This is a genomic window from Streptomyces sp. R21 (genome assembly GCF_041051975.1).
Classification (GTDB): Bacteria; Actinomycetota; Actinomycetes; order Streptomycetales; family Streptomycetaceae; genus Streptomyces.
In genome coordinates this window covers 3570393-3593744 of the sequence record NZ_CP163435.1, presented here as the reverse complement: position 1 = coordinate 3593744, position 23352 = coordinate 3570393, and the positions used below count along the sequence as shown (strand labels likewise).

The 23352-nt window shown below is 70.4% G+C and carries 25 protein-coding genes; 12 read left to right on the top strand and 13 right to left on the bottom strand.

The annotated features are described in order from the left end of the window. Positions 1-72: 72 nt before the first annotated feature. The 3 genes from AB5J56_RS15995 to AB5J56_RS15985 all read left to right on the top strand — a co-directional run bounded on the left by AB5J56_RS15995 (position 73) and on the right by AB5J56_RS15985 (position 1842). A complete protein-coding gene (locus tag AB5J56_RS15995; protein WP_369233397.1) occupies positions 73-498 on the top strand; it encodes a helix-turn-helix transcriptional regulator in 426 nt (141 codons plus the stop codon). Positions 499-507: 9 nt separating this feature from the next. Then, on the top strand, positions 508-924 hold the full coding sequence (locus tag AB5J56_RS15990; protein ID WP_369233396.1) for a VOC family protein: 417 nt from the start codon (positions 508-510) through the stop codon (positions 922-924). A 90-nt stretch (positions 925-1014) separates the two neighbouring features. Continuing rightward, the gene (locus tag AB5J56_RS15985) at positions 1015-1842 is read left to right on the top strand and encodes a hypothetical protein (protein ID WP_369233395.1); all 828 of its coding nucleotides are present in this window, start codon (positions 1015-1017) and stop codon (positions 1840-1842) included. Here AB5J56_RS15985 and AB5J56_RS15980 read toward each other — a convergent pair. From AB5J56_RS15980 to AB5J56_RS15960, 5 genes are all read right to left on the bottom strand, one after another. Continuing rightward, entirely contained in the window at positions 1839-2177 is a 339-nt protein-coding gene (locus AB5J56_RS15980; protein WP_369233394.1) for a DUF952 domain-containing protein, read from the bottom strand. The two genes, AB5J56_RS15985 and AB5J56_RS15980, sit on opposite strands and share 4 nt — an antisense overlap. A 4-nt stretch (positions 2178-2181) precedes the next feature. Then, positions 2182-2403, bottom strand: a complete 222-nt coding sequence (locus tag AB5J56_RS15975; protein ID WP_369233393.1) for a hypothetical protein — start codon at positions 2401-2403, stop codon at positions 2182-2184. Between the two features lie 45 nt (positions 2404-2448). After that, positions 2449-3051, bottom strand: a complete 603-nt coding sequence (locus tag AB5J56_RS15970; RefSeq protein WP_369233392.1) for a GNAT family N-acetyltransferase — start codon at positions 3049-3051, stop codon at positions 2449-2451. Positions 3052-3313: 262 nt separating this feature from the next. Then, complete coding sequence (locus AB5J56_RS15965; RefSeq protein ID WP_369233391.1) at positions 3314-4444, bottom strand: family 2 encapsulin nanocompartment cargo protein polyprenyl transferase; 1131 nt, start codon at positions 4442-4444, stop codon at positions 3314-3316. A 118-nt stretch (positions 4445-4562) separates the two neighbouring features. Then, positions 4563-5969: a family 2B encapsulin nanocompartment shell protein gene (locus tag AB5J56_RS15960; protein ID WP_369233390.1), complete on the bottom strand. Its 1407-nt coding sequence runs from the start codon at positions 5967-5969 to the stop codon at positions 4563-4565. A 319-nt stretch (positions 5970-6288) separates the two neighbouring features. On the opposite strand from AB5J56_RS15960, the gene AB5J56_RS15955 reads away from it, so the two are divergent. After that, on the top strand, positions 6289-6879 hold the full coding sequence (locus AB5J56_RS15955) for an N-acetylmuramoyl-L-alanine amidase (RefSeq protein ID WP_369233389.1): 591 nt from the start codon (positions 6289-6291) through the stop codon (positions 6877-6879). Between the two features lie 39 nt (positions 6880-6918). After that, positions 6919-7872 (top strand): 1-aminocyclopropane-1-carboxylate deaminase/D-cysteine desulfhydrase, encoded by a 954-nt coding sequence (locus AB5J56_RS15950; RefSeq protein ID WP_369233388.1) that lies wholly within the window; start codon positions 6919-6921, stop codon positions 7870-7872. Here the strand turns inward: AB5J56_RS15950 and AB5J56_RS15945 are convergent. Further along, positions 7869-9467 (bottom strand): Na+/H+ antiporter, encoded by a 1599-nt coding sequence (locus tag AB5J56_RS15945; RefSeq protein WP_369233387.1) that lies wholly within the window; start codon positions 9465-9467, stop codon positions 7869-7871. The genes AB5J56_RS15950 and AB5J56_RS15945 overlap by 4 nt on opposite strands. Positions 9468-9529: 62 nt before the next feature. On the opposite strand from AB5J56_RS15945, the gene AB5J56_RS15940 reads away from it, so the two are divergent. The 3 genes from AB5J56_RS15940 to AB5J56_RS15930 all read left to right on the top strand — a co-directional run bounded on the left by AB5J56_RS15940 (position 9530) and on the right by AB5J56_RS15930 (position 11627). Next, positions 9530-9790, top strand: a complete 261-nt coding sequence (locus AB5J56_RS15940) for a UBP-type zinc finger domain-containing protein (protein WP_369233386.1) — start codon at positions 9530-9532, stop codon at positions 9788-9790. Positions 9791-10050: 260 nt separating this feature from the next. After that, positions 10051-10464, top strand: coding sequence for an anti-sigma regulatory factor (locus AB5J56_RS15935; protein ID WP_369233385.1), 414 nt, complete (start codon positions 10051-10053; stop codon positions 10462-10464). Next, positions 10461-11627, top strand: a complete 1167-nt coding sequence (locus tag AB5J56_RS15930) for an RNA polymerase sigma factor SigF (protein ID WP_369233384.1) — start codon at positions 10461-10463, stop codon at positions 11625-11627. The genes AB5J56_RS15935 and AB5J56_RS15930 overlap by 4 nt, the downstream gene beginning before the upstream one ends. Before the next feature lie 8 nt (positions 11628-11635). Here AB5J56_RS15930 and AB5J56_RS15925 read toward each other — a convergent pair whose 3' ends face one another. Next, the gene (locus AB5J56_RS15925) at positions 11636-12100 is read right to left on the bottom strand and encodes a hypothetical protein (protein WP_369233383.1); all 465 of its coding nucleotides are present in this window, start codon (positions 12098-12100) and stop codon (positions 11636-11638) included. 182 nt (positions 12101-12282) lie between these two features. On the opposite strand from AB5J56_RS15925, the gene AB5J56_RS15920 reads away from it, so the two are divergent. Both AB5J56_RS15920 and AB5J56_RS15915 read left to right on the top strand, forming a co-directional pair. Next, on the top strand, positions 12283-13251 hold the full coding sequence (locus AB5J56_RS15920; protein WP_369233382.1) for a diacylglycerol kinase family protein: 969 nt from the start codon (positions 12283-12285) through the stop codon (positions 13249-13251). A gap of 319 nt (positions 13252-13570) precedes the next feature. Beyond that, positions 13571-13828: a WhiB family transcriptional regulator gene (locus tag AB5J56_RS15915; RefSeq protein ID WP_006380970.1), complete on the top strand. Its 258-nt coding sequence runs from the start codon at positions 13571-13573 to the stop codon at positions 13826-13828. Between the two features lie 193 nt (positions 13829-14021). On the opposite strand, the gene AB5J56_RS15910 is transcribed toward AB5J56_RS15915, so the two are convergent. Beyond that, complete coding sequence (locus AB5J56_RS15910; RefSeq protein WP_369242575.1) at positions 14022-15488, bottom strand: sensor histidine kinase; 1467 nt, start codon at positions 15486-15488, stop codon at positions 14022-14024. Between the two features lie 490 nt (positions 15489-15978). After that, on the bottom strand, positions 15979-16632 hold the full coding sequence (locus tag AB5J56_RS15905; RefSeq protein ID WP_369233381.1) for a TetR/AcrR family transcriptional regulator: 654 nt from the start codon (positions 16630-16632) through the stop codon (positions 15979-15981). 97 nt (positions 16633-16729) lie between these two features. On the opposite strand from AB5J56_RS15905, the gene AB5J56_RS15900 reads away from it, so the two are divergent. Both AB5J56_RS15900 and nagB read left to right on the top strand, forming a co-directional pair. After that, on the top strand, positions 16730-17482 hold the full coding sequence (locus AB5J56_RS15900; RefSeq protein WP_369233380.1) for an SDR family oxidoreductase: 753 nt from the start codon (positions 16730-16732) through the stop codon (positions 17480-17482). Between the two features lie 193 nt (positions 17483-17675). Next, positions 17676-18461 (top strand): glucosamine-6-phosphate deaminase, encoded by a 786-nt coding sequence (nagB, locus tag AB5J56_RS15895; RefSeq protein ID WP_369233379.1) that lies wholly within the window; start codon positions 17676-17678, stop codon positions 18459-18461. 90 nt (positions 18462-18551) lie between these two features. Here the strand turns inward: nagB and AB5J56_RS15890 are convergent, their stop codons facing one another. The 4 genes from AB5J56_RS15890 to AB5J56_RS15875 form a co-directional block, all read right to left on the bottom strand. Next, complete coding sequence (locus tag AB5J56_RS15890) at positions 18552-20045, bottom strand: glycoside hydrolase family 3 protein (RefSeq protein ID WP_369233378.1); 1494 nt, start codon at positions 20043-20045, stop codon at positions 18552-18554. A gap of 9 nt (positions 20046-20054) precedes the next feature. Further along, positions 20055-20885: a carbohydrate ABC transporter permease gene (locus AB5J56_RS15885; RefSeq protein ID WP_369233377.1), complete on the bottom strand. Its 831-nt coding sequence runs from the start codon at positions 20883-20885 to the stop codon at positions 20055-20057. Beyond that, positions 20882-21877 (bottom strand): carbohydrate ABC transporter permease, encoded by a 996-nt coding sequence (locus tag AB5J56_RS15880; RefSeq protein ID WP_369233376.1) that lies wholly within the window; start codon positions 21875-21877, stop codon positions 20882-20884. Before AB5J56_RS15880 ends, AB5J56_RS15885 begins: the two co-directional genes overlap by 4 nt. 95 nt (positions 21878-21972) lie before the next feature. Beyond that, the gene (locus AB5J56_RS15875; protein ID WP_369233375.1) at positions 21973-23253 is read right to left on the bottom strand and encodes an extracellular solute-binding protein; all 1281 of its coding nucleotides are present in this window, start codon (positions 23251-23253) and stop codon (positions 21973-21975) included. Positions 23254-23352: the final 99 nt, after the last annotated feature.

Here is a 23352-nt window from a genome sequence, read left to right as displayed (position 1 = left end):
CCTCGCTCCAGCGGAACCACACCTTGTCCCGTACCCCCGCGCGGGCGGAGCGCCCCGTGTCATCCTGAAGAGGTGACCGTAGAGGACTTGGTCCGGCTGCGCCGGGCACGCGACCGCATGGACCGGGAGTACGCCGAGCCGCTGGACATGGCGGCGCTGGCCCGCACCGCGCTGATGTCCCCCGGGCACTTCCAGCGCAGCTTCCGCGCCGCCTACGGAGAGACCCCGTACACGTATCTCATGACCCGCCGCATCGAGCGGGCCAAGGCGTTGCTGCGCCGGGGCGACCTGACGGTCACGGAGGTGTGCTTCGCCGTGGGCTGTACGTCTCTCGGGTCGTTCAGCTCCCGGTTCACCGAGCTGGTGGGCGAGACCCCGAGCGCGTACCGGGCGCGTTCGCACGACCACGGGGCGCCGATTCCGTCCTGCGTGGCGCAGCGCCTCACCCGCCCGGCCCGCCGCCGCAACCCGGAAGCGGAACCCGGTAGATGGCTTTAACGTGAGCGCATGGACCTGAAACTCTCCCAGTGCTTCATCGCCGTGGACGACCACGACAAGGCCCTGGCGTTCTACCGGGACGTGCTGGGCCTGGAGGTCCGCAACGACGTGGCCTTCGAGGGAATGCGCTGGGTGACCGTGAGTTCGCCGATCCAGCCCGACGTGGAGATCGTCCTGGAGCCGCCCAGCGCGAGCCCGGACGCCTCCCCCGCCGACAAGCAGGCGATGGCCGAGCTGCTGGCCAAGGGCGTCCTGCGCGGCGTGATCTTCTCCACCTCCGACTGCGACGCCCTGTACGAACGCGTCCGCGACTCCGGCGCCGACGTCCTCCAGGAGCCGACGGACCAGCCGTGGGGCGCGCGCGACTGCGCCTTCCGCGACCCGGCGGGCAATCTCCTGCGCTTCAAGGAGCGCAACGACGGCTGACGCCTCCCTGGCGGGCCGAACCTATGATCGACCGGCAAGCCAGCCGCTGATCGGTTGATCAACCGGACCGGACCGTCCCTGGAGACCCCCATGCCGCCCGCACGGCCCCGCATCCTGTACGTCAGTGACCTGGCCTATCCCGCCAAGGGCCGCCGGTACTGCGACGAGGACATCTTCCTCACGTCGCGGCTGCGGGAGGAGTTCGACGTCGCCGTCTGCCATCCGCTGGACGCGGCGGCGCTGATGGAGGGCTTCGACGCCGTCGTCGTACGCAACAGCGGTCCGGTGCTCAACTACCAGGCGGCGTACGACGCGTTCGGGGAGCGGGCACTCGCCCTCGGCATCCGCGTGTACAACGAGCTGTCGGGCAGGGGGGACATGGCGGGCAAGCAGTACCTGCTGGACCTGACCGCGGCCGGATACCCGGTCATCCCGACCGTGGACCGGGCGGAGGACCTGGGCCGCCTGCCCGAGGTGGACACCTACGTGGTGAAGCCGAAGCTCGGCGCCGACTCCATCGGCCTGGAGTTCGTCCCGCGCGAGCGGCTCCCGGAGCTGACGTACGACGGCATCCTCGTCCAGCCGCGCATCGACTTCCGCTACGAGGTGTCCTTCTACTTCGTCGACCACACCCTGCAGTACGCCCTCCACGCGCCGCGCACCGAAGAGCGCTGGGCCCTGGAACCGTACGAACCGACCGACGAGGACCGGGAGTTCGCGCAGCGGTTCGTGGAGTGGAACACGATCGCGCACGGCATCCAGCGGGTGGACGCCTGCCGCGCCCCGGACGGCGGACTCCTCCTCGTCGAGTTGGAGGACCTCAACCCGTACCTGTCCCTGGACGCCCTCCCCGCCGACGACCGGGACGCCTTCGTCGCGAGCATGAAGGCGTCCTTGCACGGCCTGCTCGCCCGCTAGTCCCTGACCGGGGCCCACGCCTCCACGTCCACGACGGCCGCCGCCGGGATCGGGCCGTACACGTGCGGGAACTCCTCGGCGCCGGGCTTCGGGGCCTCGTACACCAGCGGTACGTCGAGCCGGTCGGGGTCGACGACGAGGACCACGAGTTCGTCGGGCCCGGCGTAGGAGCCGTACAGGAAGGCGGCCACGTCCGGGAGTTGCCGCCGCGAGGAGCAGTGGATGAAGCCCTCCTCCTCCAGCGTGCGGCCGCGGGTCGACATCGTGTACGCGCCGCTCGCGCGGGCCGCCTCCCACAGGGAGCGCTCGGTGATGTGCAGGATCTCTGAGGACATGGCGTCACGTTAAGGGCTCGGCCGTGCCGTCGGCGCGCCGATTTCGCGCGGCGGCCTGCTCGGGCTCGCCATGGCCCTCCTGGTCGTACCGCTCGCATTTCGGGTTCCGGCAGGGGCCGGGGCCCCAGTCGGGCACGAACACGCCCAGGGTCTTGTGCCGCCGAAGCAGCGCCTCGACGGGCTGCCCGCAGACCGGACAGACTTTGCTGTCTTCCTTGCTGCGCATGTCTTCAGGTTATTGCGGAAGGCACGGCCGCGCTTCCCGCGGGCGTCAGCCCTGGGGCTCACGCCACATCGGCCACATGTGCGGGCCGTCCGGCAGGTCGACGGTGCGGCCCATGAAGGTGAAGCCGAGGCGCTCGTACAGGGCTCGGCTGCGGGCGCTGCTCGCCTCCAGGTACGCGGGCAGGCCCTCGCGGTCGCAGCGGTCGAGCACGGGCTGCATGATCGCCGTGCCGAGGCCCTGGCCCTGGTGGCCCGGCGCCACTGCGATCATCCACAGGTATTCGTGGGCGCGGCCCTCGGGGTGGACCTCGCCGGTCAGCCGGCCGATCTGCTCGACGCGCTCGTTGTCGGGGTCGACGGCCTCGCGCAGTTGCACGGCCGAGTCGTCCTCCGCGCCGTCGGGCTCGGGGCCCTCAGCCGGCATCGGCAGCCACAGCGCGCAGGCCGAGAAGTCCTCCGTGACATCGATGCGTCCCTCGGCGAGCACGATGCCGACGAACGCGGCCATCAGCCGGGGGTGTGCGACGCGCCGGTGCTCCTCGCCCGGGAAAACCCAGCCGCTCACCGGGTCGTCCTGGAACGCCTCGTCCAGCAGCCGCGCGAGGGCCTCGCGATCGCCCTCGCCCGCCGCCCTGATGGCCACACCCATGTTCCCGCCCCTTCGCCTCAATCGCCTCAACCGGCCCTGATCGTAAGGCGGTTGCGGCCCGGGGCCAATCCGCTGCACGGGAGCGCGGGTCCCGCGCACCGTGGGGATGCGCGGGCCCCGCCCCGACCGAAGCCACCGAGCACCGCGCGGGGTCAGGTCCACGCGAGCCCGGTGGCTCCGGGGTCTTCGCTGCCGGGCGGCTGCGATCGGCTTGCCGCGGGCGGTCGCGACCGGTCATCGTCGAACAGCCCGGCCGTCGCCCTCAGTTGCTGCGTCGCGTCACGAATTCCGCCAGGGCGAGGAGGCCGCCCGCCGACTCCGGGTCCGGGATCGCCCGGGAGAGTTCGTGCATCGCGCGGGACATCCGGTCGGCTGCCTGGCCCTGGGCCCAGTCCCGGCCGCCGGCCCGCTCGACGGCCAGCACCGTGCGCTCCAGTTCGCCCGGATCCCCTTCCTTGTACGGGACCGCGTACAGCTCGGCGAGTTCGGCCGCCGCCGGGGTGCCGGAGGCGAGTGCGGCCACCACGGGGAGGGACTTCTTGCGGGCGATGAGGTCCGCCCCGGCCGGCTTGCCGGTACGGCTCGGGTCCCCCCAGATCCCGATCACGTCGTCGATCAGCTGGAAGGCGAGCCCGGCCTCGCGGCCGAACGCGTCCAGGGCCTCCACGTCACCGGGCGACGCCCCCGCATACAGCGCCCCGAGCGCGCAGGCGCAGCCGAGCAGCGCGCCCGTCTTGGCCTCGGCCATGGCGAGGCACTCGTCGAGGCCGACCTCGTCCGGGCCGAGTTTCTCCATGGCGGTGTCCGTGTGCTGCCCCGCGCACAGTTCGACGACGCAGTTCGCGAGCCGGGCGGCCGCGGTGGACGCCGCCGGATGCGGGTCCTCGGCGAGCAGCCGCTGGGCCAGGGCCTGCAGGGCGTCCCCGGCGAGGATCGCGTCGGCGTCGCCGAACACGGTCCACGCGGTGGGGCGGTGCCTGCGGGTGGTGTCCCGGTCCATGACGTCGTCGTGCAGCAGCGTGAAGTTGTGGATCAACTCCACGGCGGCCGCCGCCCGTACGGCACCGGCGTGCCGTCCGCCGAGCGCCCGGACGGCGGTCAGGACGAGCGCCGGCCTGATCGCCTTGCCCGCGTTGCCCGCCGCCGGTGTGCCGTCCGCGTGCTCCCAGCCGAAGTGGTAGAGCGCGATCCGGCGCATCGAACCGGGCAGCGACTCGATCGCCCTGCGCAGCTCGGGGTCGACCCACGCCCGGGCACGCTCCAGGATCCCCGCGGCTTCCTGCCCGTCGAGCGGACTCGGCGGGGTCCGCCTGTCGCTGGGGCTCCCGATCTGGTTCCGCCTTCCGAGGGTCTCGGTCCCGCACTGCTTCGTCCCCGTCATGAACTCACCCATGGGATCGCCTTGGAGAGTCTGCGGACGGTGGCGCTTCCGCTGCCGCTGGGCGCGTACCCCCCTGGGTGTACCCGCCCCCGGAGGGGCGGGAACACCGCGCCCGGGGGCGCGCGGAAGCTCACCGCCAGCGGCCGATCTCGACGTTCTCCAGGATGCCGAGGGCGTCGGGCACGAGGACCGCGGCCGAGTAGTAGGCCGTCACGAGGTAGGAGATGATCGCCTGCTCGTTGATGCCCATGAATCGCACCGACAGGCTGGGCTCGATCTCGTCCGGGATGCCGGCCTGCTGGAGTCCGATGACACCCTGCTCGGCCTCGCCGGTACGCATGGCGATGATCGAGGTCGTACGGGTGTCGCTGACCGGAATCTTGTTGCACGGGTAGATCGGGACTCCGCGCCAGGTCGGGATGCGGTTGCCGGCGATCTCGACGGTCTCCGGGACGAGTCCGCGCTTGTTGAGCTCGCGGCCGAACGCGGAGATCGCGCGCGGGTGCGCGAGGAGCAGCTTGGTGCCGCGCCTGCGGCTGAGCAGTTCGTCGAGGTCGTCGGGGCTGGGGACGCCGTCGTGCGGCTGGAGCCGCTGGTCGTACTCGCAGTTGCTGAGCAGACCGAACTCACGGTTGTTGACGAGCTCGTGCTCCTGGCGCTCCTTCAACGCCTCGACGGTGAGCCTCAGTTGCTGCTCGGTCTGGTTCATCGGCTGGTTGTACAGGTCGGCCACGCGCGTGTGCAGGCGCAGTACGGTCTGGGCGATGCTCAGTTCGTACTCGCGTGGCGAGCCCTCGTAGTCCACGAAGGTGCCGGGGATGTCCTGCTCCCCGGTGTGGCCCGCCGCGAGGTCGATCTCCTTCTCGCCGTACTTGTTGGTGCGCTGCTCGGGGATCGCGCGCTGCTCCCCGAGGTGATCGCGCAGGGACTCGGCGCGCTCCGCCACCTGTTCGAGGTCCCGGCGGGGCAGTGTGAGCACGGTGCACGCGGTGACCGCGCGGGCCGTGTACTCCCAGATGGCGTCCGGGTCGAGGAGCGCCTCCTCGCCGAAGTACGCCCCGTCGGCGAGGACACCGAGGACCGCGTCGTCCCCGTACGGCCCCGTGCCGACCTTCTCGACCTTGCCGTGTGCGAGCAGGAAGACCTCTTCGGCCTGGCCGCCGAACGAGGCGAGCACCTCCCCCGGTGCGAACTCCCGCTGCTGGCAGCGCTGGGCGAGCTCGCCGAGCACCTCCAGGTCCTCGTAGTCCCGCAGCACCGGCAGCTCGCCGAGTTCCGCGGGGATGACCTGCACCCGGTCCCCGGTCTTCACGAACGTGACGCGGCCGTCGCCCACCGAGTAGCTGAGGCGCCGGTTGACTCGGTACGTACCACCCTGCACGTTCACCCACGGGAGCATGCGCAGGAGCCAGCGCGAGCTGATCTCCTGCATCTGGGGTGCGGACTTGGTCGTGGTGGCCAGGTTCCGCGCCGCCGAGGTGCCGAGACTCTGCTGCGGCCGCCCCTGCTCTGCGCGGACTTCTTCGCCTACCGACATAAAGAACTGCCCTCCCGGTCGTGCACTGGTCTGGTCGTGCACTGGTCTGCCGGAGCAACCCTTCCATCACGGAGCGTGCCGGTGCTATTACACGAATGAGGGGGAATGGATCAGCGGTGGAGTGGGCACAGCCCCGGTTTTTGTCGGGTCGCCGAACACATGCCCGGATCCCGCGACGGACGAGGACGGGAGAACGCGTCCTGTCCAAAACGGCTCGCACGCTGTGCGAACGGCTGGGCCGGACCGCCTTGTACCGGGTACAAGCTGCGTACGAGACGGCCGCGACGGGCGGTCGGCATGCAGCACGAAGGAGGCGGTCATGGCCCCACCCATGTCCGCGGGCACGTTCCTGGACCGGCTCAGGGCGGAAGGCGTCACCGTCGTCGAAGTCGGCGACTGGGAGCATCACAACCGCAATCACAAGGGTCCCTGGGGACCGGTCAACGGCGTGATGATCCACCACACGGCGACCTCGGGCAGCGCGCGCACGGTGGAGATCTGCCGCGACGGCTACCCGGCTCTGCCCGGACCGCTGTGCCACGGCGTCATCACCAAGGACGGCGTCGTCCACCTGGTCGGCTACGGACGGGCCAACCACGCGGGCCTGGGCGACGACGACGTGCTGCGCGCCGTGATCGCGGAGAAGGCGCTCCCCCACGACAACGAGGCGGACACCGACGGAAACCGCCACTTCTACGGCTTGGAGTGCGAGAACCTCGGCGATGGCAGGGACCCCTGGCCCGACGTCCAGCTGTCGGCCATCGAGCGGGTCTCGGCGGCGATCTGCCGCCACCACGGGTGGACGGAGCGCTCCGTCATCGGCCACCTGGAGTGGCAGCCGGGCAAGGTCGACCCGCGGGGCTTCACGATGGCCTCCATGCGGGAGCGCGTCCGCGACCGCCTGAAGTAGCACCTCTCGCTCGAAGCCTCACTGTCCGACAATGGCACGGTGACCGTCCCCGACCTCCCCGACCTCCCCGAAGCGCTCGACCCGACCGTGCTGCGGCCGCGGCTGCCGTCGCCGCTGCAGGAGGCCGTGGACGAGCGCTTCGCGCGGCACGGTGTGCGGCTGCTGCTCAAGCGGGACGATCTGATCCACCCCGACCTGATCGGCAACAAGTGGCGCAAGCTCGCCCCGAACCTGCGGGCGGCGGCGGGCCGCACGGTTCTCACGTTCGGTGGCGCGTACTCCAACCATCTGCGCGCCACGGCCGCCGCGGGCCGCCTCCTGGGCCTGCCCACCGTCGGCGTGGTCCGCGGGCAGGAGCTGGCCGGCCGCCCGCTGAACCCCTCCCTGTCCCGGTGCGCCGCCGACGGCATGCGGCTGCACTTCGTCGACAGATCGACCTACCGCCGCAAGACCGACCCGGAGACGCTCGCCGGGATCCTCCGTGGCGCGGGCGCCGAGGACGCGTACGTCGTCCCCGAGGGCGGCAGCAACTCCCTTGCCGTACGCGGCTGCCGGGAGCTCGGCGAGGAGCTGCGCGGGCACGCTGATGTCGTCGCCCTCGCCTGCGGCACCGGCGGCACCTTCGCGGGCCTGGCCGCCGGACTCGCTCCTGACCAGCGCGCCCTCGGCATACCGGTCCTCAAAGGCGGCTTCCTGGCCGCCGACATAGAGGGGCTCCAGGAGGACGCCTTCGGCGGCCGGCGCGGCGACTGGTGGCTCGACGACCGCTTCCACTGCGGCGGCTACGCCCGCACCACCCCCGAACTGGACGCCTTCGCCGAGGACTTCGAGGCCCGCCACGGCCTGCCGGTCGAACGTCTCTATGTCGCCAAGCTGCTGTACGGACTTGTCGCCCTTACGGCGGAGGACGCCTTCCCGCGCGGGACGACGGTGGCGGCCGTGATCACCGGCAGCCCGTTCCCGCCGGCCGCCGAGACCGCCCGGGCCTCCTAGGTCGCCGTCTCCCGGTAGGCCGCCGCCTCCTCCAGGTCCAGGCGTCTGAGCAGCGTCCGCAGCATCTCGTCGTCGATGTAGCGGCCGTCCCTGAGCCGTACGAAGACCGCGCGCTCGGCGCCGATCATCTCGCGGGACAGCCGCCGGTAGGTGTCGTCGACCGTCTCGCCGGTCGTGGGGTTGACCGCGCCCAGCCGCTCCCAGACCGCGTTGCGGCGCCGCTCCAGGACCGAGCGCAGCCGGTCGGCGAGCGGCGGGGGCAGCGTGTTGGCCTCGTCGTCGAGGAGTTCGTCGAGGCGCTGCTCGGCGATCCGGGACGCCTGCGCCTGGGCGTTCGCCTCGGCGAGCGTCTCGGCCTGCGGGTCGCGCGCGGGGAGGTTCAGGAGGCGGATCAGCGGGGGCAGTGTCAGGCCCTGCACGACCAGGGTGCCGATGACCGTGGTGAAGGTCAGGAAGAGGACGAGGTTGCGGTCGGGAAAGTCCGCTCCGCTGTGCAGGGTGAGCGGGATCGAGAAGGCGATGGCGAGCGAGACCACGCCGCGCATCCCGGCCCAGCCGATGACGAACGGCCCCTTCCAGGTGGGGTTCTTCTCGCGCTCCCGGATGCGTGAGGACAGCAGCCGCGGCAGGAAGGTCGCCGGGTACACCCACGCGAACCGGGCCGCGACGACCACCACGAAGACGGCCACCGCGTACCAGGCGGCGCGGCCACCCGCGTACTCCCCCAGCCCTTCGAGGACGACGGGCAGCTGGAGTCCGATCAGCGCGAACACGGCCGACTCCAGGACGAACGCGACCATCTTCCAGACGGCCTCCTCCTGGAGCCGGGTGGCGAAGTCCACCTCCCAGGCACGGTGTCCGACGTAGAGCGCGACGACCACCACGGCGAGCACTCCGGAGGCGTGCACCTGCTCGGCGACGCCGTAGGCGACGAAGGGGATCAGCAGGGAGAGGGTGTTCTGGAGCAGCGCCTCGTTCAGGTGGGTGCGCAGCCAGTGGATCGGCACCATCAGGGCGAGCCCGACCACCACGCCGCCGACCGCCGCGAGCAGGAACTCGCCGATGCCGCCCGCCCAGGTCGCGCCCTCGCCGACCGCGGCGGCGAGGGCCACCTTGTAGGCGGTGATCGCGGTGGCGTCGTTCACCAGTGACTCGCCCTGGAGGATCGTGGTGATGTGCGAGGGCAGCCCGACCCGGCGGGCGACCGCGGTGGCCGCGACCGCGTCCGGCGGCGCCACCACCGCCCCGAGGACCAGCGCCGCGGTCAGCGGCAGGCTCGGCACGATCAGATAGGCGGCCCAGCCGACGGCGAGGGTCGCGAAGAGGACGTACCCGACCGAGAGCAGCGCGACGGGCCGCAGTTGGGCGCGCAGGTCGAGGTAGGAGCTGTCCGTTGCCGCCGTGTACAGCAGCGGGGGCAGCAGCAGCGGCAGTACGACGTCGGGGTCGAGCCTGTAGTCGGGCACCCCGGGGAGGTACGAGATCAGCAGACCCACCGCGACGAGCAGCAGCGGCGCCGGTACGGGCGTGCGGCGCGCGGCCCCCGCGACCGCGGCGCTGCCCGCGACCAGCAACAGCAGTGGCAAAACGTGCATCGTCCTCAGCCCGCCCTCGTTTTTCGCGCGGCTCGCCGCACACCCGACGTAACCTGGCAATCATGAAACAGTGCACGCACGGCGACGCGCTGCCGCAGCCCGAGCCCGAACCGCTGAGCGAGACCTGCCTGGAGTGCCTGGCGGCAGGATCGCATCCGGTGCAGCTGCGGCTGTGCCTGGAGTGCGGGCACCTCGCCTGCTGCGACTCCTCACCGTTGCGGCATGCCTCGGAGCACTTCAAGGAGACCGGACACCCGGTGATGCGCACCTTCGAGGCCGGGGAGAGCTGGCGCTGGTGCTTCGTCGACCACGTACTCGTGTGATCCGCGTGCCGGACGGTTCGGCGGTCTGACGTCTGGGTACGTCAACCCGGCGCGCGCTCTTCCGATTTGGGGGCGCAGACCCCTAGCCACTGTGCGTACTCATAGGCTTACTATGAGTGACAGGAAGGGGCGGGGTCCCCGGTACGGGAAACTCGGGAGCGCGGTAGCGTCACCGCTGAACCACATAGCGCGTTACCCCGGGGGGCGACCCTCGGCCCTGAAAAAGCTCTTAATGAGCTTGTACCACCTTGGAGGTGAGGGTGTCCCAGATCGCAGGCGAGCCCGCGACGAAGGACTTCGTGGAAGTCCGGCTGCCGGCTGCGGGTGCCTACCTGTCGGTGCTGCGTACGGCCACGGCCGGCCTCGCAGCCCGTTTGGACTTCACCCTCGACGAGATCGAGGACCTGCGCATCGCGGTGGACGAGGCCTGCGCGATCCTGCTGCAACAGGCCGTCCCCGGCTCGGTGCTCAGCTGTGTCTTCAGGCTCATCGACGACTCGCTCGAGGTGACGGTCTCAGCCCCGACCACGGACGGTCACGCCCCCGCGCGGGACACGTTCGCCTGGACCGTCCTGTCGGCTCTCGCGGGCACGGTCGAATCCACCGTCGCCGACGACAAGACCGTGACGATCAGCCTCTACAAACAGCGCGGCGCGGGACCCGGGCCGGCGTGAGGAACGGGGACGGGCCGGTGCGGGACGAAGAGCGCGGCACACGGGAGCTTCCCGCCGAGCCTGTCGACGGCCCGGGCGGGTCGCGGCGCACGGCGGACGGCGTCGACGGCATCCCCGAGCAGGCCCGGCCGCACCCGGAGGACGGCGCATCCTCGGCGGCGGCCGAAGCGTCTCAGCAGCAGACGGAGCCGATCGACGGGGTCTCCCCTGCTCATGCGGGTCCCCCTCGTTCAAGCAAGGTCGAGGACCTGGGGGAGGAGCCGCGAGCTCGGGAAATGGTGACGGGCGGGACTATGAGCGAGCACGAGCGACACGACAAGCCGGCCGCGCCGGATGTGCAGAGCGCACCCCAGGGGCCCAGCGCCCCGCCGGTGCAGGGGCCGAGCCGCCAGCACACGCAGCACGACCCGCAGGACCGCAGCGGAGCTCGGGCGATGTTCATCGAGCTGCGCAAGCTGAAGGACGGCAGCGCCGAGTACGCGGAGCTGCGCAACCAGCTGGTCCGCATGCACCTGCCGCTCGTCGAGCATCTCGCGCGCCGCTTCCGCAACCGCGGGGAGCCGCTGGACGACCTCACCCAGGTCGCCACCATCGGCCTGATCAAGTCCGTCGACCGCTTCGACCCGGAGCGCGGCGTCGAGTTCTCGACGTACGCGACCCCGACGGTCGTCGGCGAGATCAAGCGGCACTTCCGCGACAAGGGCTGGGCGGTGCGCGTGCCGCGCCGGCTTCAGGAGCTGCGCCTCGCGCTCACTACGGCGACCGCGGAGCTCTCCCAGCTGCACGGCCGCTCCCCCACGGTGCACGAGCTGGCGGAGAAGCTGGGCATCTCGGAGGAGGAGGTCCTGGAGGGCCTGGAGTCCGCCAACGCGTACTCCACGCTGTCCCTGGACGTCCCCGACACCGACGACGAGTCGCCGGCCGTCGCGGACACCCTCGGCGCCGAGGACGAGGCACTGGAGGGCGTCGAGTACCGCGAGTCCCTCAAACCGCTCCTTGAGGATCTGCCGCCGCGCGAGAAGCGGATCCTGCTGCTGCGCTTCTTCGGCAACATGACGCAGTCGCAGATCGCGCAGGAGGTCGGCATCTCCCAGATGCACGTCTCGCGCCTGCTGGCCCGCACGCTGGCCCAGCTGCGGGAGAAGCTGCTCGTCGAGGAGTAGGCCAGGTCCTACTTCTGATCCTGCACGTCTGCGCCGGGCCCTCGGATTCCGAGGGCCCTGGTCGTTGCCGGGTTCACCAGCAGCACGAGCGCCGCGACGGCGACGACCGCGAGGGCGATGCCCGCCGGAATCGCGACGCTGTCGGCCTGCAGCAGGCTGTAGGCCACCGGAAGCGCCATGATCTGCGTGATCACCGCCGGGCCCCGGCTCCAGCTGCGGCGCAGCAGCAGCCCGCGGGCGGCGAGCAGGGGCAGCAGCGCGAGCAGGATCACCGTGACACCGCCGGTGACGGCCTGCTGCCGGTCGTCCCCGTCACCCGTGAGGCCGAGTACGAGCATCCAGACGCCGCCCGTGACGAGCGCGAGGCCTTCCAGCGCGGCCAGCGCCGCCGCGGCGGTCAGCCGCCCGGGGCGGGGCTCGGCGCCCTGGTGGTCCGCGGGCGTCTTCGGGGCGGGATTCTGCTCAGCACTCACCCCAGCAGGGTAGCCCTCCGCCTCCGGCCGCCCTCGGCCCCGGTGCCCGGGATCCCCCGGCTCCGGTGCCCGGGATCCCCCGGCTCCGGTGCCCGGGATCACGTGCCGAGCTCTTACCCGATCCCTACCCGACCCCCACCTCGGTCTGGGCCGAGTACCACCCAGTAGGTACCCTGCATCTCATGCGTGCACTTCTCGTGGTCAATCCGGCGGCAACCACCACGAGTGCGCGTACGCGTGACGTCCTGACCCACGCATTGGCCAGCGAGATGAAACTCGAGGCGGTCACCACCGAGTACCGCGGGCATGCCAGGGACCTCGGCCGGCAGGCCGCGGAGAGCGAGGACATAGACCTGGTCGTGGCCCTCGGCGGCGACGGCACGGTCAACGAGGTCGTGAACGGCCTGCTGCACAACGGCCCCGACCCGGACCATCTGCCGCGCCTCGCGGTGGTCCCCGGCGGCTCCACCAATGTCTTCGCCCGCGCACTGGGCCTGCCCAACGACGCCGTCGAGGCGACCGGCGCTCTGCTGGACGCCCTGCGCGAGAGCCGGGAGCGCACGATCGGGCTCGGTCTCGCCGCGGGCACCCCGGGTACCGAGGACGAGTCGGTGCCGGCCCGCTGGTTCACCTTCTGCGCGGGTCTCGGCTTCGACGCCGGGGTCATCGGCCGGGTCGAACAGCAGCGCGAACGGGGCAAGCGCTCCACGCATGCGCTCTATCTCCGCCAGGTCGTACGCCAGTTTTTGGACGAACCTCACCGCAGACACGGCACCATCACGCTGGAGCAGCCCGGCCAGGATCCGGTCACCGATCTGGTCCTGTCCATAATCTGCAACACGTCCCCATGGACGTTTCTCGGCAATCGTCCGGTGTACGCCTCACCTAAGGCCTCGTTCGATACCGGGCTCGACGTACTCGGCCTGAGCCGCATGTCGACGCCCTCGGTTGCCCGGTATGCGACCCAGTTGCTCACTTCGTCCCCCGAGCGCGGACCCCATGGCAAGCACGCTCTCTCACTGCACGACTTGACGGACTTCACCTTGCATTCGAAGGCCCCGCTACCCCTGCAGATGGACGGCGACCACCTAGGGCTGCGCACGAGCGTGACGTTCACAGGCGTACGCCGTGCACTGCGTGTGATTGTGTGAGCGGAAGGGCCCAAAGTCCTTTCACTCGAACGTTTAGGCCAGGATCCACCCCATGGAAGTACGGCTGTGACCTAGTCGACACCGAGGAATCAAAAAAAACTTTCCAGAAGGGGTTGTATCCGCCGCTGAGGTTTGCGAGTCTCTACGTGGCGCTCGGGACGGCCCGCAACATCGGCCCCCACAGAGAGCCAGAACCCCTCCTCAAAACACAGGACCACGCCAGTCCATCTGGCAGTCGGCCCTTCACTTGTTGAGGGATTCGTGAAAGCGTTCACATTCACAAGCAACTTGCACGTAATACCAAGGAGAGGTAGCAGCCATGGACTGGCGTCACAACGCCGTTTGCCGCGAGGAAGACCCCGAGCTCTTCTTCCCCATCGGCAACACCGGTCCTGCGCTGCTGCAGATCGAGGAAGCCAAGGCCGTCTGCCGCCGCTGCCCCGTCATGGAGCAGTGCCTGCAGTGGGCGCTCGAGTCCGGCCAGGACTCCGGCGTCTGGGGTGGCCTCAGCGAGGACGAGCGCCGCGCGATGAAGCGCCGCGCCGCCCGCAACCGAGCCCGTCAGGCCACCGCCTGACGCTCCACCCCGTAACAGCCTGAGCCCGGCGGCGCGTACAGCGAGTACGCATCTCCCGCCCCCGAGCCGCAGCGCGCAGTACCCCCGATGCGCATCGCATATCGCAACGAGCTTTCAGCCCCGGACCAGATCTTGGTCCGGGGCTCATTGCTGTTTGCGACTGCACGGGTGAACGGACCGCGCCGGCGGTCCGTTACTTGTTGGGCGGCACCGGGATGTCCAGGATCACCTGGGTGCCGCGCTCCGGGGCCGCCACCATGTCGAAGGTGCCGCCCAACTCGCCCTCCACCAGCGTTCGTACGATCTGCAGCCCGAGATTGCCCGAGCGGTGCGGGTCGAAGCCCTCGGGCAGACCCACGCCGTCGTCCTGGACGGTGACCAGGAGCCGGGCCTCCTTGCTGGTGCCGCCGCGGACCGCCGAGACCTCGACCGTGCCGCGGTCGCCCTCGCGGAAGCCGTGCTCCAGGGCGTTCTGCAGGATCTCGGTGAGCACCATGGAGAGCGGCGTCGCGACCTCGGCGTCCAGGATCCCGAAGCGGCCGGTGCGCCGCCCGGTGACCTTGCCGGGTGAGATCTCGGCGACCATGGCGAGCACCCGGTCGGCGATCTCGTCGAACTCCACCCGCTCGTCCAGGTTCTGGGACAGCGTCTCGTGCACGATCGCGATCGAACCGACGCGGCGTACGGCCTCCTCCAGCGCCTCACGCCCCTTGTCGGAGTCGATGCGGCGGGCCTGGAGGCGCAGAAGTGCGGCCACCGTCTGCAGGTTGTTCTTCACCCGGTGGTGGATCTCCCGGATGGTCGCGTCCTTGGTGATCAACTCGCGCTCGCGCCGCCGCAGTTCGGTGACGTCCCGCAGCAGGACCAGCGAACCGACGCGCGTGCCCTTGGGCTTGAGCGGGATCGCGCGCAGTTGGATCACCCCGTCGCCGCTCTCGATCTCGAACTCGCGGGGCGCCCAGCCGCTGGCGACCTTGGACAGCGCCTCGTCCACCGGGCCGCGGGAGGGGGCGAGTTCGGCGGTGGTCACACCGAGGTGGTGGCCCACCAGGTCGGCGGCGAGGCCGAGGCGGTGGTAGGCGGAGAGGGCGTTCGGGGAGGCGTACTGGACGATGCCGTCCGCGTCGAGCCGGATCAGCCCGTCGCCCACGCGCGGTGAGGCGTCCATGTCGACCTGCTGGTCGGGGAACGGGAAGGAGCCGGCGGCGATCATCTGGGCGAGATCGGAGGCGCTCTGGAGGTAGGTCAGCTCCAGGCGGCTCGGGGTGCGCACGGTGAGGAGGTTGGTGTTGCGGGCGATCACACCGAGGACGCGCCCCTCCCGTCGCACGGGAATCGACTCGACCCGTACGGGGACCTCTTCGCGCCACTCGGGGTCGCCCTCGCGCACGATGCGGCCCTCGTCGAGCGCTGCGTCCAGCAGGGGCCGGCGGCCGCGCGGGACGAGGTGGCCGACCATGTCGTCCTGGTACGAGGTGGGGCCGGTGTTGGGCCGCATCTGCGCGACGGAGACATAGCGGGTGCCGTCCCGCGTGGGGACCCAGAGCACGAGGTCGGCGAAGGAGAGGTCGGAGAGCAGCTGCCACTCCGAGACCAGCAGATGCAGCCACTCGAGGTCGGAGTCACCGAGTGCGGTGTGCTGGCGTACGAGGTCGTTCATGGAGGGCACGAGTGCGAGCGTACCTGGCGGTACGGACACCGCTCGAAAACGGCCACGGGCGGGGGCTCGGCGGAGACGGGTCAGGGCCCGGAAACACCCGCGGGCCGCGGCGCCTGGGAGGGACCCTCAACCCTCCCGGCACCGCAGCCCGGAGCAGCAACGGCCATGGGGTGTGCGGTCCCATTCGGCCGAAGGAGAGGAGCCGGAGCAGTCAGGGCAGAGAGCGCCGGTTCCTCGGTCCGCCTTCCTGTGCGGGGAAGACGGAGGCTTGATCGGTACGGTCAGCCCAGAGTTGTGGACTAGACCATGCCACACGGTCCATGTTCCTTCGTCCATGAGCCCGTGTCCATGCGTGAGCGGATGTTTGTTGTTGTCTCTTTATCCAACATCCAACGGCATCCACCACGCAGAGTAGCCCGGTTCGGGGCCCCGCAGCAGCCGGATTGCGGCACAAGCGGGAGCGGTTTCCGTCACGAAGGGGGCCGGACCGTCAGGGCATGGGCGGCCAGACCGTCATCGCGAGGGCGGCGAGCGCCTCCAGCTCCTGCTTCGTGGCTCCGTCGCGGGCCTGCTGGGACATCCCCTGGATGATCGCCCCGGTGTGCCGGGCGAGGGCCGCCGTGTCGGTGCCCGCGGGCAGCTCGCCGGCGGCGATGCCCGCTCCCATCCGGCTCTGGATGGCGGCGATGTTGGCATTGCGCCGCGCGCGCAGCGACTCCTCCACGTCCGGTGTCGTGCAGTTGGTGGCCGCGTGGATGACCAGGCAGCCGTGCGGGCGGCCCGGGTCGGTGTATTCGGCGGCGGCCTCGCGCAGCATCCGCTCCACGGCGCCGCGGGCGGTGGGCTCCTCGGCGAGCGCGCGCTCACCGAACGAGCCGTACCTGGCGCCGTACTCGCGCACGACCTCCTCGAACAGCGACCGTTTGTCGCCGAACGCCGCGTACAGACTCGGGGCGCCGATGCCCATGACGCGGGTGAGGTCGGAGACGGAGGTCGCCTCGTAGCCGTGCTCCCAGAAGGCGAGGATCGCCTTCTCCAGCGCCGTCTCGCGGTCGAAGGAACGGGGGCGGCCGCGCTGCCTGGTCACCGCCCGGGTCTTCGCCTCGATCTCGGTATCCGTACCGGTTCCCTCGCTGCGCACCATGGGGTGAATTGTATAGCGGGTACTAGAGAAATGTCGGCGGGCTGTTGTACGGTTTTTTCTGTAGCGGCCACTAGATAAATGAGAAGGGGGCGCCGACATGGGCGTGCTCACGGGCAGGACTGCACTCGTCACCGGCGGCAGCAGGGGGATCGGGCGGGGCATCGCCGAGCGGCTCGGCGCCGACGGCGCGCGCGTCGCCGTGCATTACGGCAGCAACAGGGCGGCCGCGAAGGAGACGGTGGCCGCGATCGAGGCGGCGGGCGGCTCGGCGTTCGCGATCGGGGTGGAGCTGGGGGTGCCGGGAGACGCGGAGCGGCTCTGGGCGGAGTTCGACCGGCATGCGGACGGCGTCGACATCCTGGTGAACAACGCGGCGATCGGCACGTCACGGGCGTTCGGCGAGATCGACGAGGCGGAGTACGACCGCGTCTTCGCGGTGAATGTGCGAGCCCCCCACTTCATCACCCGGCTGGGCGCCGAGCGGCTGCGGGACGGCGGTCGGGTGATCAACGTGTCCTCCGGCCTCGCGCGCAACGCGGTGATGCCGGACAAGATGGCCTACGCGATGACGAAGGGCGCGCTGGACGTCTTCACCCGCGACCTCTCCAAGGTGCTGGGCCCCCGGGGCATCACGGTGAACTCGGTGGCCCCCGGCATCATCGACACCGACACCAACGCGGACTGGCTGCGGACCAGTGACGAGGCGTGGGCGGGGGCCGCGGCGATATCGGCCCTCGGGCGCGTGGGCACCCCGGCGGACGTCGCGGACGTGGTGTCCTTCCTCGCCTCGGACGCGGGGCGCTGGATCACCGGGGCGTGGCTGGACACGACAGGGGGTTCGCTGGTGTAGGCCCACCGGGGAAGTGAACGCGGGTGGACTCTGACGGGAACGGCGGAACGCCCCGATTTCACCGGCGGGGAGAAAGCTGGCGGACGAAGGTGTCCGACGAGACCGCGGGGGCCGATTCTGGTAGATTGGTCTATACCACATGTGCCCTCTTTCGGGTTCCAGTTGAGTCCCTCTCCAGATCGGCAGGCCCAGCGTGGAAGTTGTCATCGTCCCGGACGCCAAGGCGGGCGGCGAGATCATCGCCGAGGCCATGGCGGAGCTGCTCCGACGCAAGCCCGACGCCCTGCTCGGCGTGGCCACCGGCTCGACCCCGCTGCCCATTTACGAGGCGCTGGCGGCGAAGGCGGACTCCGGGGCCGTGGACGCCTCGCGTGCGCGGATCGCGCAGCTCGACGAGTACGTGGGACTGCCGGCCGAGCATCCCGAGTCGTACCGGTCGGTGCTGCGCCGGGAGGTGCTGGCGCCGCTGGGGCTGGACGTCGAGGCGTTCATGGGACCCGACGGCACCGCCGCGGACGTGCAGGCGGCGTGCGAGGCGTACGACAGGGCGCTGGCGGCGGCCGGCGGTGTGGACCTCCAGATCCTGGGGATCGGGACCGACGGGCACATCGGGTTCAACGAGCCGTGCTCCTCGCTCGCCTCGCGCACCCGGATCAAGACGCTGACCGAGCAGACCCGCGTCGACAACGCGCGGTTCTTCGAGGGCGACATCGAGCAGGTCCCGCACCACGTCATCACCCAGGGCATCGGCACGATCCTGGAGGCGCGGCACCTGGTGCTGCTCGCCACGGGTGACGGCAAGGCCGACGCGGTCGCGGCCACGGTGGAGGGCCCGGTCGCCGCGGTCTGCCCGGCCTCGGCGCTCCAGTTCCACCCGCACGCCACGGTCGTGGTCGACGAGGCGGCCGCGTCCAAGCTGAAGCTCGCGGACTACTTCCGGCACACGTACGCCAACAAGCCGGACTGGCAGGGGATTTAAGGCACTCTCCGGTGTACGACGGTGCCGGGCCGCCCCTCGCGGGGTGGCCCGGCACCGTCGTACACGGGGCAGGGTGCGGGCTGCTCCCAGCTACTCCCCCGCGATGACCTCCGCCGCAGCCCGGCCGCAGACGCGGGCCGCGCCGTGCGTGGCGATGTGGAGGGAGCCGCGGGGCGTGGCCTGCGGGACGCCCATCTCGACCACGAGCGTGTCGGGGCGGGCGGCGAGGAGGGTGTCGAGGGCTGCCGTCATCCAGGGGTGGCGGTGCTCGTCGCGGACGACGGCGACGATGCGGCGGGAGCCCGCGGCGGCCAGGGCCTCCGCTCCGGCGCCGTCCCCGGCGAAGCTGCCGGTCTCCGTGCCGGGCAACAGCCGGGCGAGTTCGGCCGCGACGCCCCACGGGGTCTCGTCGCCGACCGCGATGTTGGCGACGGGAGTGAGGGCGGCGACGTAGGGCGGCTCGGTGACTGCCGCGTAGGCCTCCGAAGGCGTGACGGTCAGTGCCCGGCGGGCGGCGATCAGCCCGATGTCCGAGCGCGCCCCATGTCCGTCGGGAGAACCGTCGCCCGAGGCACCGGCCGTCCACCGTGCCAGGGCCCGTACCCGTGCCGCGGCGTCCGCGAGCCGTTCCTCGGGCAGTTCCCCCGTACGTACGGCCGTCACGAGGGCGTCGCGCAGTCGGCGTACCGTCTCGTCGTCCGCGAGGCCGCCGCCCACGCAGATGGCGTCGGCGCCGGCCGCGATGGCGAGGACGCTGCCCCGCTCGATGCCGTACGTCGCTGCGATGGCCTGCATCTCCATGCCGTCGGTGACGATGAGGCCGTCGTAGCCGAGTTCCTCGCGCAGCAGCCCGGTGAGGATGCGCGGGGAGAGGGTGGCCGGGCGGTCCGGGTCCAGGGCCGGGACCAGGATGTGGGCGCTCATCACCGCGCGGGTGCCCGCGGCGATCGCGGCGCGGAACGGGGCGAGTTCGCGCTCCTGGAGCACCGGGAGCCCGGCGTCGATGCGCGGCAGTGCGTGGTGCGAGTCGACCGCCGTGTCGCCGTGCCCCGGGAAGTGCTTGGTGCAGGCGGCGACGCCCGCGGACTGGAGCCCGGTGACGTAGGCGGCGGTGTGCCGGGCGACCAGGGCGGTGTCGGCACCGAACGAGCGCACGCCGATGACCGGGTTGCCGGGGTTGGAGTTGACGTCCGCGGACGGCGCCCAGTTGAGGTTGACTCCGCAGGCCGCGAGGCGGCGGCCGAGTTCCGCGGCCACCTCCCGGGTCAGCTCGACGTCGTCGACCGCGCCGAGCGCGTGGTTGCCGGGGAACGAGGAGCCCGTGCGCACCTCCAGGCGGGTGACATCACCGCCCTCCTCGTCGATGGCGACGAGCACGTCGTCGCGTTCGGCGCGCAACTGGGCGGTCAGGGCGGCCAGTTGCTCGGGCGAGGCGATGTTGCGGCCGAACAGGCCCACGGAGGCCAGGCCTTCACCGAGCCGGCGCAGCAGCCAGTCGGGGGCGCTGGTTCCGGTGAAGCCGGGCTGGAGGACGGCAAGGGCGTCGCGGGTGAGCGTGTCCGTGCCGGAGGCGATCGTCGTCATCTGGTGGCGTTATCCCTTCACGGCGCCGGAGGTGAGTCCGCTGACGGCCTTGCGCTGGAGGAAGACGAAGAGGATCAGGATGGGCAGGGCGAAGAGCGTCGCCGCCGCCATGGTCGCCCCCCAGTCGTCACCGAACGTCGTCTGGAAACTGGAGAGCCACAGCGGAAGCGTCTGCTTCTCGATGTCCTTGTTGAGGATCAGGACCAGCGGGAACTCGTTCCACGCCGTGACGAAGCCGAAGAGCGACGTCGCCATCAGCCCCGGCGCCAGCAGCGGGAAGATCACCTTCACGAAGGCCTGGGTGCGGGTGCAGCCGTCCACCATGGCGGACTCCTCCAGCTCCTTGGGCACGGCGGCGACGTAGCCGCGCAGTGTCAGGATCGTGAAGGGCAGCACCATGATCATGTAGAAGACGGTCAGCGGGACGAGGCTGTTGAGCATGTCCGAGTCCCGCACGATCAGGTAGATCGCGATGACCATGACCTCCCAGGGCGCCATCTGCGCGATCATGAAGGTCAGGACGAAGCCGCGCCGCCCCTTGAACCGCATCCGGGCCAGCGCGAAGGACGCCAGCAGCGCGATGACGAGGGCGAGGAGCACCGAAAGCACGGTCACCGTCAGGGAGTTGCCGACCAGGGTCCAGAAGTGGTCGGCGTGGAAGGCCCGCTTGAAGTGGGCGAAGGTGACGTCGGTCGGCAGGAAGACCGGGGTGTCCGCGATGATGTCGCCGGTCGGCTTGAACGCGGTGGCGAACATCCAGTACACGGGGAACGCGAAGACGACGAAGAGAACGACGGCCGTCACGTTGGGCCACAGGCGGGCCGTCAGGGAGCGCTTCACAGCTCGTCCTCCTCTTGCTTGAGAACGGTACGCAGGTAATAGGCGGTCAGGGCGAGCAGGATGAAAATCGTCAGGAACGAGATGGCCGCGCCCATGCCGTAGTGCTGGTTGCCGGGACCCTCGACGAAGGCGTAGATCGGCAGGGTCTCGGTGAGCCGGTCGGGGCCGCCCTCGTTCATCGCGAAGATCTGCGGGAACGCCTTGAAGATCCAGATGACCTCCAGGAACGTCGTCGCCCACAGGAACGGCCGCAGGTACGGGAACGTCACCGAGGTGAAGCTCTTCCAGGTCCCGGCCCCGTCGATCGAGGCGGCCTCGTAGAGCTCCTTGGGGATCGTGGTCGTGGCGGCGTAGAGATTGATCGCCACGAACGGGATCGACTGCCAGACGAGCAGCAGGGCGATCACGGAGAAGGTGGAGAGCTGGGTGCCGAACCAGTTGTAGTCGGCCATCGAGTGCCAGCCGGCCTTGTCGAGCAGCCAGTTGACGACGCCGAAGCGCTGGGCGAACAGCCACTGGTAGACGGTGGTCGCGGCGATCACCGGCATCGCCCAGGCGAGCACGAGGCCGAGCATCAGCAGCAGCCGCATGCGCTTGCCGAGGCGGGCGAGGAGCAGGCCGACGAGCGTACCGAGCACCATGATGAGGACGACGTTGACGGCGGTGAAGACCACCGACCGCTGGACGACCTTCCAGAAGTCCGAACTACCCAGGACCTCCTGGTAGTTGTCGAACCCGTTCCACTCGGTGAGGTGCAGGATCAGCTGGCGCGGGTTCATGTTCTGGAACGACAGCATGCCGTTCTTGACCAGCGGCCAGCCGAGCAGCACCGCGGTGAAGAGCAGCGCCGGCAGCAGGAGCAGGTAGGGGGCGAAGGATCCGCCACGTCTGTTCGTACGGGTCTCCCCGCCTCCGGGGCCGGGCGGGGCCCCGCCGGTCTTACGGACGCCCGATGCCGGGACCGTGTCCGCGCGTTCGGTCTGCACTGACATGCTCGCCATCTCTCCAGATCGCCACTGGCACGTGCGCGCCGGGGAACGGCTCGGCGGCGTTGCGGCCGTCCGGCCGTCCCCCGGCGGAGGGTGGGTCAGCTCTTCTGCGAGAGCCGCTTGTTGATCTCGGCCTCGACCTGCTTGGCAGCGTCGGCCGGCGACTTGCCCTTCAGAACCGCGGTCATGTACGTCTTGATCGGGTTCGGGGTGTTCTCCACCGCGGCCCACTCGGGGATCAGCGGCGTGGTGCCGCCCTGCTTGGCGGCGGGAGCGGCCGCCTCGGCGACGACGTTGCCCGCGAGGACGGAGTTGAGCGACTCCTTGTTCGGGATGACGCCGTTCTGCTTGGCGAGCGCACCCTCGAACTTGTCGGACAGGGCGAGCTTCAGGAACTCCTTGGCGAGGTCCTGCTTCTTGCTGCCCGCGGCCACCGCGAAGTTGGAGCCGCCGAGGAAGACGCCCTCGGGCTTGTCGGCGGTCTCACCGGGGATGGTGAAGTAGCCGATGTCCTTCTCGATCTTCTTGTTGGCGGCGATGGCCGTGCCGGCCTCCCAGCCCATGCCGATGAAGGCACCGACGTTGCCCTTGGCGAAGACCTCGGCCTGCTGCGGGGTGGCCTCGTCCTTGTCCATGGGGGCCTTGGAATAGGACTGGTACTTCTTGTAGATCTCCATGGCCGCGGTGACCTTGGGGTCGGCGAGGTTGGAGACGTACTTGTCGCCGTCCTTCTTCACCAGGTCGGCACCCTGGCCGATGGTCAGACCGTCGAAGAAGTACCAGTTCTGGCCGGGCAGGTAGATCGGCTCGGCCTTGGTCTTCTTGCCGATGGCGTCGAGGTCCTTGTAGAACTCGTCCCGCGTCTTCGGGGTGCCCTTGATGCCGGCGTCGGCCCAGACCTTCTTGTTGTAGATGACGACGCGGTTGGCGAAGTACCAGGGCGCCGCGTACTGCTTGCCGTCGAAGACCGCGGACGCGTTGAGGTTCTCGGCCCAGTCGGCGCCGATGCTGCTCTTCAGGTCGCTGAGGTCGGCGAGGCCGCCGGTGGCCGCGTACGCGGGGGTCTGGGTGTTGCCGACCTCGACGACGTCCGGCGGGCTGGACTCGGAGAGGGCGGTGGTGATCTTCTGCTGGATCCCGTCCCACTTCTGGGTCTCGAACTTCAGCGTCGCGCCGGTCTTCTTCTTGAAGGCGGCCTGCAGGTCCTTGGTCCAGGCCGGCGGGGTGGAGCCGTCCATCGCCCAGACGGTCAGGGTCTCCCCCTTGTAGCCGTCGGCCCCCGCCTTCTTGCCGCTGTCGCTGTCGTCACTGCCGCCGCAGGCCGCGACCGAGATCATCATGCCCGCGATACCGATCGCGGCTATCAGCTTGCGCTTCACGCCACCCTCCTCAGGGATGCCCTCAAACCCCCCACGCTCCCTGCGGTGACCGTTGCAGTGGATACCGCCCAGCGGGGCCGGGACTGGACCAATGGTGTA

Excerpts from the sequence above, each read along its gene's own strand:
- AB5J56_RS15980 (WP_369233394.1), bottom strand. The coding sequence starts at position 2,177 with ATGTCCTCAGAGATCCTGCACATCACCGAGCGCTCCCTGTGGGAGGCG.
- AB5J56_RS15915 (WP_006380970.1), top strand. The coding sequence starts at position 13,571 with ATGGACTGGCGTCACAACGCCGTTTGCCGCGAGGAAGACCCCGAGCTC.
- AB5J56_RS15880 (WP_369233376.1), bottom strand. The coding sequence starts at position 21,877 with ATGTCAGTGCAGACCGAACGCGCGGACACGGTCCCGGCATCGGGCGTC.
- AB5J56_RS15905 (WP_369233381.1), bottom strand. The coding sequence starts at position 16,632 with ATGGTGCGCAGCGAGGGAACCGGTACGGATACCGAGATCGAGGCGAAG.
- AB5J56_RS15920 (WP_369233382.1), top strand. The coding sequence starts at position 12,283 with ATGCGTGCACTTCTCGTGGTCAATCCGGCGGCAACCACCACGAGTGCG.
- AB5J56_RS15975 (WP_369233393.1), bottom strand. The coding sequence starts at position 2,403 with ATGCGCAGCAAGGAAGACAGCAAAGTCTGTCCGGTCTGCGGGCAGCCC.
- AB5J56_RS15955 (WP_369233389.1), top strand. The coding sequence starts at position 6,289 with ATGGCCCCACCCATGTCCGCGGGCACGTTCCTGGACCGGCTCAGGGCG.
- AB5J56_RS15990 (WP_369233396.1), top strand. The coding sequence starts at position 508 with ATGGACCTGAAACTCTCCCAGTGCTTCATCGCCGTGGACGACCACGAC.
- AB5J56_RS15985 (WP_369233395.1), top strand. The coding sequence starts at position 1,015 with ATGCCGCCCGCACGGCCCCGCATCCTGTACGTCAGTGACCTGGCCTAT.
- AB5J56_RS15890 (WP_369233378.1), bottom strand. The coding sequence starts at position 20,045 with ATGACGACGATCGCCTCCGGCACGGACACGCTCACCCGCGACGCCCTT.
- AB5J56_RS15970 (WP_369233392.1), bottom strand. The coding sequence starts at position 3,051 with ATGGGTGTGGCCATCAGGGCGGCGGGCGAGGGCGATCGCGAGGCCCTC.
- AB5J56_RS15960 (WP_369233390.1), bottom strand. The coding sequence starts at position 5,969 with ATGTCGGTAGGCGAAGAAGTCCGCGCAGAGCAGGGGCGGCCGCAGCAG.
- AB5J56_RS15945 (WP_369233387.1), bottom strand. The coding sequence starts at position 9,467 with ATGCACGTTTTGCCACTGCTGTTGCTGGTCGCGGGCAGCGCCGCGGTC.
- AB5J56_RS15940 (WP_369233386.1), top strand. The coding sequence starts at position 9,530 with ATGAAACAGTGCACGCACGGCGACGCGCTGCCGCAGCCCGAGCCCGAA.
- AB5J56_RS15910 (WP_369242575.1), bottom strand. The coding sequence starts at position 15,488 with ATGAACGACCTCGTACGCCAGCACACCGCACTCGGTGACTCCGACCTC.
- AB5J56_RS15900 (WP_369233380.1), top strand. The coding sequence starts at position 16,730 with ATGGGCGTGCTCACGGGCAGGACTGCACTCGTCACCGGCGGCAGCAGG.
- AB5J56_RS15965 (WP_369233391.1), bottom strand. The coding sequence starts at position 4,444 with ATGGGTGAGTTCATGACGGGGACGAAGCAGTGCGGGACCGAGACCCTC.